12 protein-coding genes are annotated in these 15,783 nt (G+C 65.0%); 7 read left to right on the plus strand and 5 right to left on the minus strand.

Going from position 1 to position 15,783, the window contains the following annotated elements; translation table 11 throughout:
• Nucleotides 1–27: 27 nt before the first annotated feature.
• The 3 genes from dnaK (at nt 28) to dapB (ending at nt 4,091) form a co-directional block, all read left to right on the plus strand.
• Complete coding sequence (gene dnaK / locus KU884_RS08390) at nt 28–1,956, plus strand: molecular chaperone DnaK (protein WP_167782227.1); 1,929 nt, start codon at nt 28–30, stop codon at nt 1,954–1,956.
• Nucleotides 1,957–2,107: 151 nt separating this feature from the next.
• On the plus strand, nt 2,108–3,238 hold the full coding sequence (dnaJ, locus tag KU884_RS08395) for a molecular chaperone DnaJ (RefSeq protein WP_167782228.1): 1,131 nt from the start codon (nt 2,108–2,110) through the stop codon (nt 3,236–3,238).
• 43 nt (nt 3,239–3,281) lie between these two features.
• A complete protein-coding gene (dapB, locus tag KU884_RS08400; RefSeq protein WP_167782229.1) occupies nt 3,282–4,091 on the plus strand; it encodes a 4-hydroxy-tetrahydrodipicolinate reductase in 810 nt (269 codons plus the stop codon).
• A gap of 19 nt (nt 4,092–4,110) precedes the next feature.
• Here dapB and KU884_RS08405 read toward each other — a convergent pair whose 3' ends face one another.
• Nucleotides 4,111–5,007: a DMT family transporter gene (locus KU884_RS08405; RefSeq protein ID WP_167782230.1), complete on the minus strand. Its 897-nt coding sequence runs from the start codon at nt 5,005–5,007 to the stop codon at nt 4,111–4,113.
• 3 nt (nt 5,008–5,010) lie between these two features.
• Entirely contained in the window at nt 5,011–5,922 is a 912-nt protein-coding gene (locus KU884_RS08410) for a DMT family transporter (protein ID WP_254432216.1), read from the minus strand.
• A gap of 138 nt (nt 5,923–6,060) precedes the next feature.
• Here KU884_RS08410 and KU884_RS08415 point away from each other — a divergent pair, with 138 nt between their 5' ends.
• Nucleotides 6,061–6,936: a carboxylate/amino acid/amine transporter gene (locus KU884_RS08415; RefSeq protein ID WP_167782231.1), complete on the plus strand. Its 876-nt coding sequence runs from the start codon at nt 6,061–6,063 to the stop codon at nt 6,934–6,936.
• Between the two features lie 2 nt (nt 6,937–6,938).
• On the opposite strand, the gene KU884_RS08420 is transcribed toward KU884_RS08415, so the two are convergent.
• From KU884_RS08420 to KU884_RS08430, 3 genes are all read right to left on the minus strand, one after another.
• Nucleotides 6,939–8,009 (minus strand): GGDEF domain-containing protein, encoded by a 1,071-nt coding sequence (locus KU884_RS08420; protein WP_167782232.1) that lies wholly within the window; start codon nt 8,007–8,009, stop codon nt 6,939–6,941.
• A 3-nt stretch (nt 8,010–8,012) separates the two neighbouring features.
• Nucleotides 8,013–8,900 (minus strand): tyrosine-type recombinase/integrase, encoded by an 888-nt coding sequence (locus KU884_RS08425; protein ID WP_254432217.1) that lies wholly within the window; start codon nt 8,898–8,900, stop codon nt 8,013–8,015.
• Nucleotides 8,901–8,983: 83 nt separating this feature from the next.
• On the minus strand, nt 8,984–9,181 hold the full coding sequence (locus KU884_RS08430) for a DUF4224 domain-containing protein (RefSeq protein ID WP_167782234.1): 198 nt from the start codon (nt 9,179–9,181) through the stop codon (nt 8,984–8,986).
• Between the two features lie 384 nt (nt 9,182–9,565).
• Here KU884_RS08430 and KU884_RS08435 point away from each other — a divergent pair, with 384 nt between their 5' ends.
• The 3 genes from KU884_RS08435 to KU884_RS18965 are packed head-to-tail and all read left to right on the plus strand — an operon-like array spanning nt 9,566 to nt 15,773.
• Complete coding sequence (locus tag KU884_RS08435) at nt 9,566–10,795, plus strand: DUF6361 family protein (RefSeq protein WP_167782235.1); 1,230 nt, start codon at nt 9,566–9,568, stop codon at nt 10,793–10,795.
• A complete protein-coding gene (locus KU884_RS08440) occupies nt 10,795–12,597 on the plus strand; it encodes a phospholipase D family protein (RefSeq protein ID WP_167782236.1) in 1,803 nt (600 codons plus the stop codon). Before KU884_RS08435 ends, KU884_RS08440 begins: the two co-directional genes overlap by 1 nt.
• Nucleotides 12,594–15,773: a helicase-related protein gene (locus KU884_RS18965; RefSeq protein WP_167782237.1), complete on the plus strand. Its 3,180-nt coding sequence runs from the start codon at nt 12,594–12,596 to the stop codon at nt 15,771–15,773. Before KU884_RS08440 ends, KU884_RS18965 begins: the two co-directional genes overlap by 4 nt.
• Nucleotides 15,774–15,783: the final 10 nt, after the last annotated feature.

Below are 15,783 nucleotides of genomic sequence, written 5' to 3' on the forward strand. Positions count from 1 at the left end.
GGCGACAACGTTTCAAGGAGCACAGTAATGGGCAAGATTATCGGTATCGACCTGGGCACCACGAATTCCTGCGTGGCGGTCATGGATGGCGGGCAGTCCCGTGTCATCGAGAACAGCGAGGGTGATCGCACGACGCCTTCCGTGGTGGCCTTCACCGAAGACGGCGAAGTCATGGTGGGCGCACCGGCCAAGCGCCAGGCGGTCACCAACCCGGAGAACACGCTGCACGCGGTCAAGCGGCTCATCGGCCGTCAGTTCAAGGAAGACGTGGTCCAGCGCGACGTGAAGGAAATGCCGTATCACATTGTCGAAGCAGATAATGGTGATGCCTGGGTGCAGGTACGCGACAAGAAGATGGCGCCGCCGGAGATTTCCGCCCGCGTTCTGCAGAAGATGAAGCAGACGGCGGAGGACTATCTCGGCGAGGAGGTCACCGAAGCGGTGATCACCGTGCCGGCCTACTTCAACGACAACCAGCGCCAGGCCACAAAGGACGCCGGCAAGATCGCCGGCCTCGAGGTCAAGCGCATCATCAACGAGCCCACCGCGGCCGCCCTGGCCTATGGTCTGGACAAGAAGGGTGGTGATCGCAAGGTGGCCGTCTACGACCTGGGCGGTGGTACGTTCGACATTTCCATCATCGAGATTGCGGAAGTGGACGGCGAGCACCAATTCGAGGTGCTGGCCACCAACGGTGATACGTTCCTCGGTGGCGAGGACTTCGACCGCGCGATCATTGATTACCTGATCGGCGAGTTCAAGAAGGAACAGGGCATTGATCTGGGCGGTGATCGCCTGGCCATGCAGCGTCTGCGCGAGGCTGCCGAGAAGGCCAAGATCGAGCTCTCCTCCAGCCAGCAGACCGAGGTCAACCTGCCGTACGTCACCGCTGACCAGAACGGGCCCAAGCATCTGGCCGTGAAGGTCACCCGGGCCAAGTTCGAGTCCATGGTGGAGGATCTGGTCAAGCGGACCATCGAGCCCAGCAAGACTGCGCTGAAGGATGCCGGCCTGAGTGCCTCCCAGGTGGACGAAGTCATCCTGGTGGGCGGCCAGACCCGCATGCCCAAGGTTCAGGAAGCGGTGAAGGACTTCTTCGGCAAGGATCCGCGCAAGGACGTCAACCCGGACGAGGCCGTGGCCATTGGCGCTGCAATCCAGGCCGGCGTGCTCGGCGGCGACGTCAAGGACGTGCTGCTGCTGGACGTCACGCCGCTGTCCCTGGGGATCGAGACCATGGGCGGCGTGATGACCAAGCTCATCGAGAAGAACACCACCATCCCGACCAAGGCGAGCCAGGTGTTCTCCACTGCCGAGGACAACCAGACGGCCGTGACCGTCCACATCCTCCAGGGTGAGCGCGAGATGGCCAGCGGCAACAAGTCCCTGGGCCGGTTCGACCTCTCGGACATCCCGCCGGCACCGCGGGGCGTGCCGCAGATCGAGGTCAACTTCGACATCGATGCCAACGGCATTCTCAACGTCTCTGCCAAGGACAAGGCCACCGGCAAGGAGCAGTCCATCGTCATCAAGGCCTCCAGCGGCCTGAACGACGACGAGATCGAGCGCATGGTGCAGGATGCAGAGCAGCATGCCGAGGAAGACCGGAAGCTGCGCGAACTCGTCGAGGCGCGGAACCAGGCCGAAAACCTGATCCATGCCACCCGCAAGTCGCTGGACGAGATGGGCGACAACATCGGTGCCGACGAGAAGCAGGAGATCGAGACGGCCATCAGCGAGCTGGAAGAGGCCAACAAGGGCGAGGACAAGGCCGAGATCGAGGCCAAGACCCAGAAGCTGGGCGAGGCCTCCGGCAAGCTGGCCGAGAAGATGTACGGCCAGCAGGGTCAGGCCGGTGGCGCGGAAGCCGGCGGTGATGCCCAGGCCGACAGCAGCTCGGAAGATGTTGTCGATGCCGAGTTCGAGGAAGTCAACGAGGACGACGACAAGAAGTAAACTGTCCTGTCAAAGGGCTAGCCAAACGGGCGCAGGGTGGTACCCTGCGCCCGTTCTGCATGGCGGGGCGCGAGTGATCGATCGCGGCCCGTTTCTCGAATAGTGATGAATACTGGATTGCCGCCGAAGCACACGGGGGGTGAACGCAATCATGGCGCAACGCGATTACTACGAAATCCTGGGGCTGCAGAAAAACGCCTCGGATGACGAGATCAAGAAGGCGTACCGTAAGCTCGCCATGAAGTATCACCCGGACCGTAACCCGGGGGATGAAGAGACAGAGATACGCTTCAAGGAAGTGAAGCACGCCTACGAGATCCTGTCCGATCCACAGAAGCGCGCGGCCTACGACCAGTTCGGCCATGCCGGCGTTGAGGGCGGCATGGGCGGTGGCCCCCGCGGTGGCGGCGGAGCCAGTTTCTCGGATATCTTCTCCGACGTCTTCGGCGATATCTTCGGTGGCGGGGGGCGCGGTGGCAGCCGCATGTTCCGCGGCGCGGACCTGCGCTACAACCTGGAACTGAACCTGGAAGAGGCGGTGTTCGGCGTCGAGAAAACGCTGGAGATCCCCACCTGGAGCCTGTGCGAGGCCTGCGACGGGAAAGGCCAGGCCGGGGGCCGCGAGCCGGACACCTGCACCACCTGTAACGGTCACGGTGACGTGCGCGTGCAGCAGGGCTTTTTCTCGATTCAGCAGACCTGCCCGCGCTGCGGTGGTACCGGGGTCATGGTTACCGATCCCTGCGGCACCTGCGGCGGCGACGGCAAGAACGAGGAAACCAAGGAACTCAACGTCAAGATCCCCGCCGGCGTGGATACCGGCGACCGCATCCGCCTGTCGGGCGAGGGCGAGCCGGGCGAGCGTGGCGGACCGCCCGGCGATCTCTACGTGCAGGTCATGGTCCGGGAGCACCCGATTTTCACGCGCGACGGCGCTCACCTGCGCTGCGAGATGCCCATCAACGTGGTCACCGCCGCCCTGGGTGGTGAAGTGGAAGTGCCGACCCTGGAGGGGCGCGTGAACCTGCGCATCCCGCCGGGTACCCAGTCGGGCAAGACGTTCAAGATCCGCGGCAAGGGCGTCAAGCCGGTCCGCGGTGGTCCGCAGGGGGACCTGCTTTGCCGCGTTGCGGTGGAGACGCCGGTCAATCTCACCCGGGAGCAGAAGGAACTGCTGGAGCGCTTCGGCGAGACCCTGGAGCAGGGCGGCCGCAAGCACACCCCCGAGGGCAGCTCCTGGGTGGACAAGGCCAAGCGGTTCTTTGACGAATTGAAGTTCTGATTGCGCCTGGCGGTGTCGCCGGGCAGGCAGGGGGAGAGCGAAGATGGCCATTCGTATCGGAATCTGCGGCGCTGGCGGTCGCATGGGGCGCAATCTGATCGCGGCGACCCTGGAACACGCGGAGCTGGAGCTGGCGGCGGCACTTGAGCGGCCGGGCTCATCCCTGCTGGGTGTCGATGCCGGCGAGCTTGCCGGCCAGGGGCGCATGGACCTCACCGTGACCGACGATGTCGAGGCGGCCCTGGCCGGGGTCGACGTGCTCATCGATTTCACCCTGCCGGAGGCAACCGTCGCCAACGCCGCCGCCTGTGCCGGGGCCGGCGTTCCCATGGTGATCGGCACCACCGGGCTGGATGACGAACACAAGCGCCAGCTCCGTGAGGCGGCGACACGCATCCCCGTGGTTCACGCAGCCAACTTCAGCGTGGGCGTGAACCTGACGCTGCGCTTGCTGGCCACGGCGGCCAGGGCGCTGGGTGACGACTTCGACGTGGAAGTCATCGAGGCGCATCACCGCCACAAGATCGATGCCCCGTCGGGCACCGCCCTGCGCATGGGTGAGGTGCTGGCCCACTCCCTGGGCCGGAATCTCGACGAGTGCGCCATCTACGGCCGCGAAGGCCGCACCGGTGAACGCGACAGCAAGACCATCGGCTTCGAGACCATCCGCGGCGGTGACGTGGTGGGCGATCACACGGTGATGTTCCTGGGTCTGGGCGAGCGCATGGAAATCACCCACCGCGCCAGTAGCCGCATGACCTTCGCCCGCGGTGCCACGCGCAGCGCCGTCTGGGTCCGGCAGCAGCCGCCGGGCATCTATGACATGGAAGATGTGCTGGGGCTTCGCGGCTGAGCCGGTGGCGGCCGCGGTGTCACCCGCGCTGCTGTAATGCCGCCCGCACCATGGCGATGCAAAGGAGTGCTGCCCCGACGCCCTGCAGCGGTGAGAGCGTCTCGCTGAACAGGGCCCATCCCAGGCTTGCCGCAGTCAACGGTTCAGCGACGATGAGAATGCCGGTCACCGCGGCGGGGGTTCTGCCTACCCCGCCGTAGAACAGGCCGTAGGCGAGTACCGTGGGCACCAGCACCAGAAAGGCCACCGTGGGCCAGCTGTCGAAGGCGGCAGCCACCGCACCGGGGATGAACAGGATCGTGGGCGACAGCGTCAGCGCCCCCACCAGAAACAGGCTGGCGGTCACTGTCAGGGGAGCCATGCCGTCACCCAGGGCGCGCCCGGTCAGGGCAATGCCCGAGAAGGCCAGGCTGGCCGTGAGCCCGAGGGCCGCCCCGAGGATCAGCTGTGCCGGGGCCGATTCCGTCTCCGGGGTTCCCACCAGCAGCAGCGTGCCGGTGCTGGCGGCGGCAATGCCGAACCACGGGATGGGCATCGTCCGCTCGTCGAGAACGAGACGCGCCAGGATCGCCACCAGCACCGGCACCGGACACAGCGCGGTGAGCGTGGCCAGCGTGACCCCGGAGACCGAGACCGCCTGGAAGTAGAATACCTGATAGAGCGCAATACAGATGCCGCCGAGCAGGACCGGCCGGGCACGAGCGCGCAGTTGTCCCGCGTGGCGTCGTAGCGTGGGTGCCGCGATCAGCAGCAGCAGGGGGGTTGCCAGGCTCAACCGCAGCAGGGCCACGGCCATGGGCGACGTGTCGGTGCCCTGATAGAGAAACTGCGACGCCGGGCCGGCAGTGCCCCAGAGCACGGCCCCCGCCAGCACCAAGAGGGTGGTTGCCAGGCTTCCACGGTGTGCGGTGGGCATGAATCAGCGCGCCTGCTGCCGGGAAGCCAGCGCCACACCGATCACGGCGATCACGATACCGCTCAGGGCCATGGGCCCCAGCCGCTCGCCGAACAGGATCCAGGCCTCCACCGCCGTCACCGGCGGCACCAGGTAGAAAAGGCTCGCCACCCGGGACGCCTCGCCGCGCCGGATCAGCGCCATCAACAGCAGGATCGCGGCAATGGACAGCCCGAAGATCAGCCACGCGAGGGTCAGTGTGAATGTCAGCGACCACTCGATCTCCCGCGTCTCGAACAGCATGGCGCCGAGCCCCAGGACCAGTGCCGCACCTACGAACTGGATGAAGGTGCCGGTGGTGAGTGGCATGGCGGTGCAGTAACGCTTCTGGTAGATGGTGCCAAGGGAAATGCCCAGCAGCGCCGCCAGGGCCGCCACCAGGGCCATGGGCCCGAAACCGGTAAAGGTCTGGCCGGGTGTCGTGAGGTCCAGCTGCTCGCCCAGCACCAGGGAAATGCCCACCAGACCGAGAATGATCCCCAGCCACTGGTTGCGGGTGATGGTCTCGCCCAGCCAGGAGCGGGCGACGCCGGCGGTGACCAGCGGCTGGAGCCCCACGATCAGCGCTGTCACCCCGGCGGGCATGCCCTGTTCTATGGCGGAGAACACCCCACCCAGATAGGCGGCGTGGACGAGGACACCGGCGAAGCCAATGTGCAGCCACGCCTTCAGCCCCCGGGGCCAGATCTCCCGCATCAGCAGGATGATGACGTACAGGACAACCAGCGTGCACAGGAAGCGGACGGTCAGGAACGTGAACGGCTCGGCATAGGGTAGACCGAAGCGGGCGCCGATGAAGCCCGTGCTCCACAGCAGCACGAACAGCACCGGCATGGCCTGTATCCAGAGTCCGCGAGCGCCAGCGGATGCAGCCACGGTGTCTCCTCGGCGGTACCAACGGTGGCGGGAGTGTACCGGTGTTACTGCAGGTGTTCCAGCTGGGCAGGGGCCGTTGGCGACCGGGGTTGTACCCGGTAGTCTTCACCGCTAGCCGACAACGGAGGGAGGCAGGGCTTGGCGTATCTGGTGCTCATTACACTGCTGTGGGCGTTCTCGTTCAGCCTGATCGGTGAATACCTCAGCGGGCAGGTGGATAACGACTTCGCCGTGCTCACCCGGGTGCTGCTCGCCGGCCTGGTCTTCGTCCCGCTGCTGCGCTGGCGCGGATTGCCTCGCGGGCTGTCAGGGGGCATGGTGCTGGTGGGTGTGCTGCAGTTCGGGGTCACCTACCTGTGCCTGTACCGCTCGTTCGGGTATCTCACCGTGCCCGAAGTGCTGCTTTTCACGATTACCACACCAATCTACGTCGCCCTGATCGACGATGCGCTGTATCGCCGGTTCTCGCCGGTGGCTCTTGCTGCGGCCCTGCTGGCCGTGGTCGGTGCCGCAGTCATTCGTTATGACGGTGTGACCGGGGAGTTTGTCACCGGCCTTATGTTCATTCAGATCGCCAACGCGGCATTCGCCGCCGGGCAGGTGGGCTACAAGCACCTGTACCAGCATTATCCGGTGGATGTGCCGGCGCACCGGGTGTTCGGCTACTTCTTCGTGGGAGGGGCGCTGGTCTCCGTACCCAGTTTCGTCATCTTCGGCGACACCTCCATGTTGCCGGCGACCGCTCTCCAGTGGGGTGTGCTGGTGTGGCTCGGCCTGGTGGCCACCGGCGCCGGTCTGTTCTTCTGGAATCGCGGCGCCTGCCTGGTGGACGGCGGCACCCTGGCGGTGATGAACAATGCCCTGATTCCGGCTGGCCTGTTGGTGAACCTGGTGATCTGGAACCGGGACGCCGATCTGCTCCGCCTGGCCCTCGGTGGCATCATCATGGTCGCCGCGCTGTGGCTCAACGTCCGCTACTCACGGCATGCGACCCTGGCCGCGGCCGGTCGCTGACGTCAGGCGTTCTTCCGCGCCGGCCCCACCGGTGTTGCGGCAACGACGACGCGGTTGCGGCCTTCCTCCTTGGCCGTGTAGAGCGCTTCGTCGGCGCGGCGCAGCGTTTCATCCGCGGTGTCGCCGGGGTGATGGACGGCCACGCCGAGAGAGATGGTCACCGGGGTTTCGGGTGGAATGTCATCAACATGCAGTGACTCGATCGCGGTCCGTACTCTTTCGGCGGCGATGGCGGCACCCTCCCGGGTGCTCTCCGGGAACATCAGCAGAAACTCTTCGCCGCCAAAGCGGCCGACGAAATCCCCCTGTCGCAGGGTTGTCTGCAGCGTGCTACTCACCGCGCACAGCACGTGATCACCGATCTGATGGCCATAGGTATCGTTGATGTGCTTGAAGAAGTCTATATCCGCCATGCACAGGCACAGGGACTGCTGCACCGGGGTACGGCGCGCCGCGCGCGAGCTCTCGTGGGCCAGGTGGTCCATGACCGCGCGGCGATTGGGCAGGCGGGTGAGGGGATCCCTGGTGGCCAGTTCCTTGAGTTCGGCCATCGCCTCCCTGAGCTCGTGGTTGCGCTTGCGGAGCTTGTGGCGCAGGCCGGCGATGAAGGTGCCCAGCAGGCTGATCAGAAGCAGCACCACGCTGTAGGCGAACACCACCGTGATCTCGACTCTCGGGTCGATGCGCTCCGGCGCCCACTGGATGAGTGCCAGGATGACCACTCCGTACATCAACACATGGTATGCCGCGAGCAGGATCATGCGACGGGTATCGAAGGCGAGAGCGGCGAAAAGCATACCCACGGTGGCCATGAGCACGACCGTAATCCGCAGTTGCGGCTCTTCCAGGTGATACATGGCGTAGCATGCCGGCGGCAGGCTCAGCATGACCTGGGCGCCGGTGAGGCTAGGGTCCTTCAGGCGCAGGTTGAGACCAGTCCGGATGATGAGCAGATAGGCTGCATTGAGCAGTAGCGTCGCACTGGCGAAGTGCCAGAGGCGCGACGTATCCAGGTGCTGCATCATGGGAGTGTGCTGTAAGGGCTTGTTGTCGCTGGGGGTGTTGACTGCCACTGTCTAATACCCATCCGATTGTCTAAAACTCGGCCCCTTCACGCGCGCCGTCGTCTTGCCGCGGAGGTAGCGATTGGTTTGAGCTTCCGTGGAATGACCTGCTAGCGCCTTGGCGTCAAGACCCTGCGCTTTCGCATCGGTGATCGACTTGGCTCGGATGTCATGCCAGCCCACGTCCTTGATGCCCGCTCTACTGGCAGCGCGGGCGAACAGATCTCTGGCGCCTCTGTAGGAGCGGATCTTGCCGTTCCTTTGCCCTAGAAGATACAGCGGGCGTGTCCGGTGAAGGCGCTTCGCGCGTTCCACGGCATCGCTCAGGCCCGGTGACATCTCAACGAGCAGGCGCTTGTCCGTCTTTTCCTGTCTGAACGACACGCCTTGTTCGGAAACATCTGTCAGCCTGATTGCCAGGACGTCGCCGATGCGCTGTCCCGTGTAGTACGCGATGTCCATCATGCAGCGTAATGCCGACGAAGCCTCGGCATATATCGCGCGCCATTCTTCGTCAGTGATGTAGCGAGTGCGCTGTCGCTCATCGAAACGTTCGATTGACAGGACCGGGTTCGCGTCTCTCATGCCAACGCGGACAGCGTGGTCCATGGCCATCTTAAGTAGACTGCGCATGCGGTTGGCGAAGTTTGGAGACTTTCTGTAAGCATCCATAAGCTGCCCCACATGTTTCGGTTGGACGTCCGCGACCGCGAACTCGGCGAAGGCGTCTTTCAAACGGCGGGCAGCGATGCCGTACTGTTCCAGCGTGTTGGCTTTGAGCCCGCGCTCATGGGCGTCTGCCAAGGCCTTGTCGATGAGCGCTCCCATGTTGGTGCCGGAACGGCTGTGCAGCGTCGCATACTTGTGGATGGCAGAGGCATAGTCGCGTCCCAGGTTCACCCACTTACCTGCGCGAACGAGATAATAGGCTCCATGCTTGTAGTACACGCATGGGGGCAGATGGCGGTCTTTTTTTCGTGGTCTCATGGCAAGCGGAGCTTTGGTTCGCGCGTCGCCTCGATGCTACCACCCAGCCTCTGTTCTACGTGAGAGCGGAGCACCTTAGGCCTGTTGCGTGCATCCAGTTCATGCTTGTAACCGTTCTGAATAAGCCAGCGCCGCTGGTCAGCGGCTCGTTTATATCCAGTCAAGTCTTCCAGTTCGTCGTGGTCCAGGAACATCAGTTATCTCCTCTGCGTCGAATCCGCTTTCCGTCGCCCGGGGTGGCCGCGCTGCACATGGCTCATTTTCTCAAATCCACAACCGCTGTTTCCTGCAAAACGACCGGCTTCTGTGCATGATTTATTGCGATTCGCGGTCCGAAAGCCGAACAACACCAGACCAGTTCCCTACTCATAGAGATATGCGCTTCGAAGCGTTTGTTTAGCCTCCAGCCCCTGATGGCTGCCACACGTGCTCCAGTGCATGACATGTCCAGTGGACACCTTCAGGGAAGTTTGTCACCGTTCTGAACGGTGAGTCGGGATTCCCTACGGGAATCCCGCCGATGATGCGCTGACTCGCGCGAGCGACATGAGCCGACATAGGGAGTGTGATCCGCAGGCATGCCGACAGCGCCGACCGCGACTCTTACGTGGATCGATTTGACTGCTGCGGACCGCAACAAGGTCCGCCAGGTCCTCGATCTCTTCCGTGAGCAGGGTACCGTTGACGAGCTCGGGCTCGGCACGTTGCGTGATCTGCTCTCGGATTCGCTCTTCCCGGGTACATCCGTGCTGCATACCCGCATGCGCTACGTGCTGTTCATCCCCTGGATCTACCGGGCGATGGAACGCGACGACAAGCGCATTTCGGATGTCTCGGGTGAGGCGCGTGCCCGGGAGATCGCCCTCATCGAAGCTCTCAAGTCCGGAGACGGCGGGTCAGGCATCATCGGTTCGGAGGCCGGGCGCGGGCTCTCCAGATTGCCGAGCTCCGCATACTGGGCGGCACTGGTGCGCTGGGGCGTGTTCGTGCCGCGTCAGAGTCAGAGCTGGTATCACCGGCATTTCCGCCGACTTGCTCGCGCGGAGCCGGCGGGTCGTGCGGATGACCCCGGCGTGACCTGGACCCAGGAGCCCACTTGGCACCCCCGCGTGCCCGAGCCGCCGACGGACCTGTTCGAGGCGGCAAACTTCCGGTTAACCCGTGAGGAGGCGGCGTTCGTGCAGGGCTGCATCCAGGCAAACGTCAACGGCAGCCTGCTCGCCTGGCTCGCAGGGGAGGGCGGCGCGGGCCTTGGCTCCTCAGCGGCCCTCTGGGAAGAGCCACAGGTCTGGGAGGCACCCTCGACCATTACGGGGATTGCTGAGCTGGCGCAGCGCTTTTCCCTCCATGTGGAAGGGGCGCCGCTTCTCTATAACCTCCTGCTGGCGGAGATGCGGCGGGATCGCGCCGGCGATCACAACGGGACGGACAGTGATCGCATTGAAGACTACCGCGAACGCCTCGGGGAGTGGGCGGCGAGGGAAGCGGGGGAGGCTCCGTTCAATCCCGACGCGCTCTGGGCTCTGGCGGCACAGCGCGGTGTTGCGGTGAAACCGCCCCAGAAGCGATTCGTTGAGGCCTGGTCCGAGGCGATTGCCCGGTCAGGCGCGGCCAGCGTCGCCGACAGTACCGCGCTGCGCCAGTTGATCGAAAAGCGCGAGCGAATGCTCAAGGGAGCCCGCGCCCGGACAGTCAATCACAGCCGCCTGCTGGACTGGCGCGGGGACGTTGGCGTCGGCCGAATGAGCTTTCGCTGGCCGCAGGTCCGGCAGATGCTCACCGACCTCCATCACGGACTCGCCAACTGATGCTGGCCCCCGACGCACGCCAAGTCGCCACTGATATCCTGCGGCCTCCGCCCGGCTACAGGCTGGATCGTGCGGTGATGACCACCTACAGCCTGGATCTCGAAGTGCTGCTGGCGCTGCCGCTTGCCGTGCTGGCGCAGTCCGATGAGGGTGTCGATACGCTGCTCGAGCAACCGCTGCTGCTCCTCCAGGCGCTGCGCGAGGCGACGGACCGCGTCCACGTGTTTGTCGACGAGACGGGTATCGCCGTTCCGCACTTGCCGCGTGAACTCTACTCCGCCCTCGAGCCGAGCGTCCACCCGGTGCGCGCCCCGGGCGGCGGAGCGTTCCATCCCAAAGTCTGGGTCGCACGGTTCGCATCGGACGACGAACAACCCGTCATCCGGGTATCCGTCGCATCGCGCAATCTCACCTTTGATCGCTCCTGGGACATTGCTCTGGTCAGCGAGGGAAGCCCGGGCGAGGCCGAATCGGTGCCGGGCTCAGCGTCTCTATCGGACCTGGTTCGCCGGCTGCCGACATTCGCAGCGCAGACGCTGCAGCCGGAACTCGACGCGGAGCTGCAGCACCTGAGTGAGGAACTGGGGCGCACGCGCTTTCCGGCGCCGGAAGGTTTCGACAGCGAGGTCACGTTTCACACGTTAGGGCTCAGTGACGCCCCTGCAAACCGAGCGTGGCAGCCAATGCCCACGGCCCGGCGGGTCCTTGCCATTGCGCCGTTCGTGGGTGCCGACGGGCTCCGGGCGTTGACGGCGAGCGGGGCAAAGGAGCGGATGCTGGTCAGCCGTGCCGAGACCCTGGATGCGCTACCGGACGCCGTGCATCGGCAATGGATTGACCAGCAGGTCATGATGGAAGCGGACCTGGAGGAGGCCGAGGATGAGACGGCCGGGCGACCGGCAGGCCTGCACGCTAAGGCAATCATCATGGAACACGGTTACCGGGCGCACTGGTTCGTCGGGTCCGCCAACCTGACCTGGTCCGCTCTTGCTGGGCGCAACGTGGAGGTCATGGCCGAGGTCAGCGGCAGCAAGGGCTACAGCGAGGGCAAAGGCGTCGGGATTGACCGGTTCCTGGAGGCGGGCTTCGCGCAGTTGTGCGCGCCCTATGCCGCCAAGGACACCGAGCCGGCGGATGCCACCAGCGTGGCGGCCGAGAAGGCGCTGCAGCAGCTTCGCGACGACCTTCTGCATGGTGACCTGCGCATTTGCTGTACGCCGGGCGAGGAAGACTGGCGCTGGGAGTTGGCGGGCTCATTGCCGGTCGCCGCCGGTGTGGAGGTTGGCTACTGGCCCGTAACCCTCAACCGGGAGCAGGCGCGGAGCCCGGTTGATGGCGCGTCCTGGCAGTTGCCCCTGGAGCGTTTGACGGCATTCGTTGCCTTCCGGCTCCGCGCCACGGCGGCGGAGGTCGATGACCTGACCTTTGTCTTGAAACTGCCCACCGAGGGCATGCCGGACGGGCGCTCCGATCGCGTTCTGCGCATGATCATCAATACCCCCGAGCGATTCCTTCAGTTCCTGCGCGCCCTGCTGGGCGGTCTCGAGGGGCTGATGGAGTGGGCGGGTGGCGAGGACGATGAGGACGGGCAGGGCCAACACTGGGGCAGTGGGTTCGATGCGGACACCCTGCTGGAAGACCTTCTCCGTGCCGCATCCCGGGATCCCGAGCGTCTGGAGGCTGTCCGCAGCGTGATCGAGGATCTCACCGAGGTCTCCGGTGATGCGGCGGTGGTCCCAGAGGAACTACGGGCGATCTGGCAGGCGGTCGATCAGGCGTTAGAGGGGAGGGCAACGCGGTGAAGCGTCCGGACGTCGAGGCGATTCTGCGCCCGTTGAAACCCTTCCAGCGGCGTACCGTCGATCATGCATTCTTGCGCCTGTTCACTGCGCCGGACAGCACCCACCGCTTTCTTGTGGCCGACGAGGTCGGGCTCGGCAAGACCCTTGTGGCCCGCGGGGTGATCGCCCGCGCGATTGATCACCTCTGGGACCGAAGCGACCGCATCGATGTGGTCTACATCTGCAGCAACCAGAGTATCGCCCGATCCAACCTGCCCAAGTTGCGGGTGGAGGCCGACGCCCAGCAGTCGGTGGCGCTGGCAACACGACTGACCATGCTCGCCACCGAGCTTGCACCGCGCCAGGGCGGCAGGGGGCTCGGCGAGGGGAGGGTGAACTTCATCAGTTTCACCCCCGGTACCTCGTTCAACATGGGGCATTCCGGTGGCATGGAGCGCGAGCGGCGCGTGCTCTACTGGCTGCTTGTTGATGTGGTCTCACGCCGGGAAGGGTTGGCCAACCTGCTCCAGGGCTGGGTCGGGCGGGATCGCTGGCTGGATCTGCTGGGGACGCCCCTTCCGCTGGAGCCCGGCATTCGGCAGCGCTTTCAGGCAGCGGTCATCGGTGATCACGCATTGTTCGAACGCCTCGAGGCGGTGATCGAGCGGTGGTTTCTGGAAGCGCCGGAAGAGTATGGCGTGGAGGCCCGTCAGGCCAGGAATCAGGTCACTGGAGAGCTCCGGCAGCGTCTTGCCGAATGCTGCGTCGAGGCGCTGCAGCCGGATCTCGTTATCCTCGATGAGTTCCAGCGATTCAAGGCACTGATCAACCAGGATGCCGACGACGATGATCCGGCGACGGAGCTCGCACGGCACCTGTTCACGGCCACCAACCAGCACAACGAGCCGGTGCGCACGCTGCTGCTCTCGGCAACGCCGTATAAGCTCTACACCACGGATGCAGAGCTCGACACGGACGACCACTACCAGGATTTCCATGCGACGACGCGCTTTCTCCTGGGCTACGACGGTGAACGGGTGGCCACGCTGGACAGCCAGCTCTCCCGATTCAGTCAGCAGTTGAAGCGTGCTGCTACTGGCATCCCCACCGAGGTCCGGGCGGCGAAGGTGGCCGTGGAAGCGAGCCTGCGCGCCATCATGGCCCGTACCGAGCGGGTTGCCGCCAGTGAGGAACACGACGGCATGATGCGAGAGGCCTCGGTCGCGCTTAGTGTCGAGCCGGCGGATGTGCGGCAGTATCTCGCCGCCGACGCGTGGTTCCGCGCCGTCGGTGCCAGTGATCCGATGGTCTACTGGAAAGCCGGGCCCTATCTACCGCATTTCATGCAGGGGTATCGGGTCAACGATCGGGTCGAGGAGACGGCGCTCCTCCAGCCCGAGAAGCTGACGGCCGTCCAGCGTCGCTACCCGGAAGCCTTTCTTGAACGCAGCGAGCTATCCCGTTGGCGGGAAATGGATCCGGGCAATGCCAAGCTGCGTGCCGTCGTCTCGGAGCTGCTGGATACGGGCCTTTGGCGGCTGCTGTGGATGCCGCCATCCCTCCCGTACTGGAACTTGGGTGGCCCATTCCAGGGACAGGAGGACCGCACCAAGAGCCTGCTCTTCTCCGCTTGGAACTTCGTCCCCGATGTGGTCAGTGGCGTGCTCAGTTATGAGGCGGAGCGGCGCATGATGGGGGAAGCCCTTGCGCACTATGAGGATCCGGCCAGCCAACGGCGCCCGCTGTTGCGCTTCACCGACCAGGAAGGTGTCGGACGATCTCGGCACCGACTGCTCCTGTTGTTGGTGCCATCACTTCGCTTCGCCGATGAACTCCATCCGTTGGCCGCCCCCGAGGGTTCCGATGTCCGCGCCTGGGTCGGCGAACGTATCGAGGCCATGCTGGCTGAAGTGACGGAAGCCACGAGCGAGGAGGCAGAGGATCCCCGCTGGGAGTATATGGCGCCAGTCGTTCTGGAACCGGAGCTCAGAGCCTTTTTCCGATACTGGGCGCAGGCGTCCGATCAGGACACCGGGAAGCCGAACCCCGAGGCCCTGCCGCACTACCTGGATGACCTGGCCAACCTGGATCCCGGTGAGTTGGGCCGTCCGCCAGCAGGGCTTGTGGAGTTGTTGACCGACGTCGCCCTGGGGGCGCCGGGCGTGGTGGCCGCCCGAACGCTTGCTAGTGCCGGGCTCGGTGAGCGGCAACGGCGGGCGCGCGCGACCCAGATCGCCCACGCGTTCTGGAATCTCTTCAACCGCCCGGCGGTGATCTGCCTGCTGGACCAAATCTACGGAGATGCCCGGCAGTCCTCGGACAACGCTCACTGGCGCCGGGTGCTGCGGTACACGGTCGACGGCAATCTCCAGGCCGTGCTGGATGAAGCCTGGCACCTCTACTGGGAGCAATTCGGTTGGTCCGAGAGTGAGCCGCCGGAAGAGGTGGCGAGGCGCTGCGTCCAGGAGCTGGTGGCGACCATCGAGCCGCGCCCGTCGCGCGTGCACGCGCAGTTCCATGAGGCGGACCACCAAGGACGGCTGACGACCGAAACCCTGCGCATCCGCACCACATTCGCGCAGCGCTTCGGTGACGTCCGCACCGAACAGGGCGTGATCAGCCAGGATGCGGTGCGCAGCGCTTTCAACAGCCCCTTCCGGCCATTCGTGCTCACGAGCACTTCGGTGGGCCAGGAAGGGCTCGACTTCCACCCCTGGTGTCACCGCCTGATCCACTGGAATCTTCCCGGGAACCCGGTCGATCTCGAACAACGCGAGGGGCGCGTGCACCGGTACAAAGGGCATGCGGTCCGGCGGAACGTCGCGGGCTACTACGCGGACGCAGCCCGTGCCCGGTGGGCACCGAGTGCGGACCTCTGGCGACTACTGTTCACGGCCGCGGACTTTGCGGCCCGTGAGGCCGGTCAGGATGATCTGGTCCCGTACTGGGTTGCCCCTGGACCGAGCAAGGTCGAGCGCCACGTTCCAACGCTGCCCTACACGCGGGAGGTCGAGGCGTTCCGCCGGCTGCGTCGCCAGCTCGCAGCCTATCGTGTGGTCTTCGGGCAGCCCCGGCAGGAGGAACTGCTGGCCATGCTCGACCAGGCCGGCATTCCGGATGACCAGCTTAGCGAATGGATGATCCGGCTTGCACCGGGAGACTATAAGCGAGAGACGCATGATGACGTCAGCGCTTGACGCGGGGGAC

Origin of the sequence: Aquisalimonas sp. 2447 (assembly GCF_012044895.1) — a bacterium.
Taxonomy (GTDB): domain Bacteria; phylum Pseudomonadota; class Gammaproteobacteria; order Nitrococcales; family Aquisalimonadaceae; genus Aquisalimonas.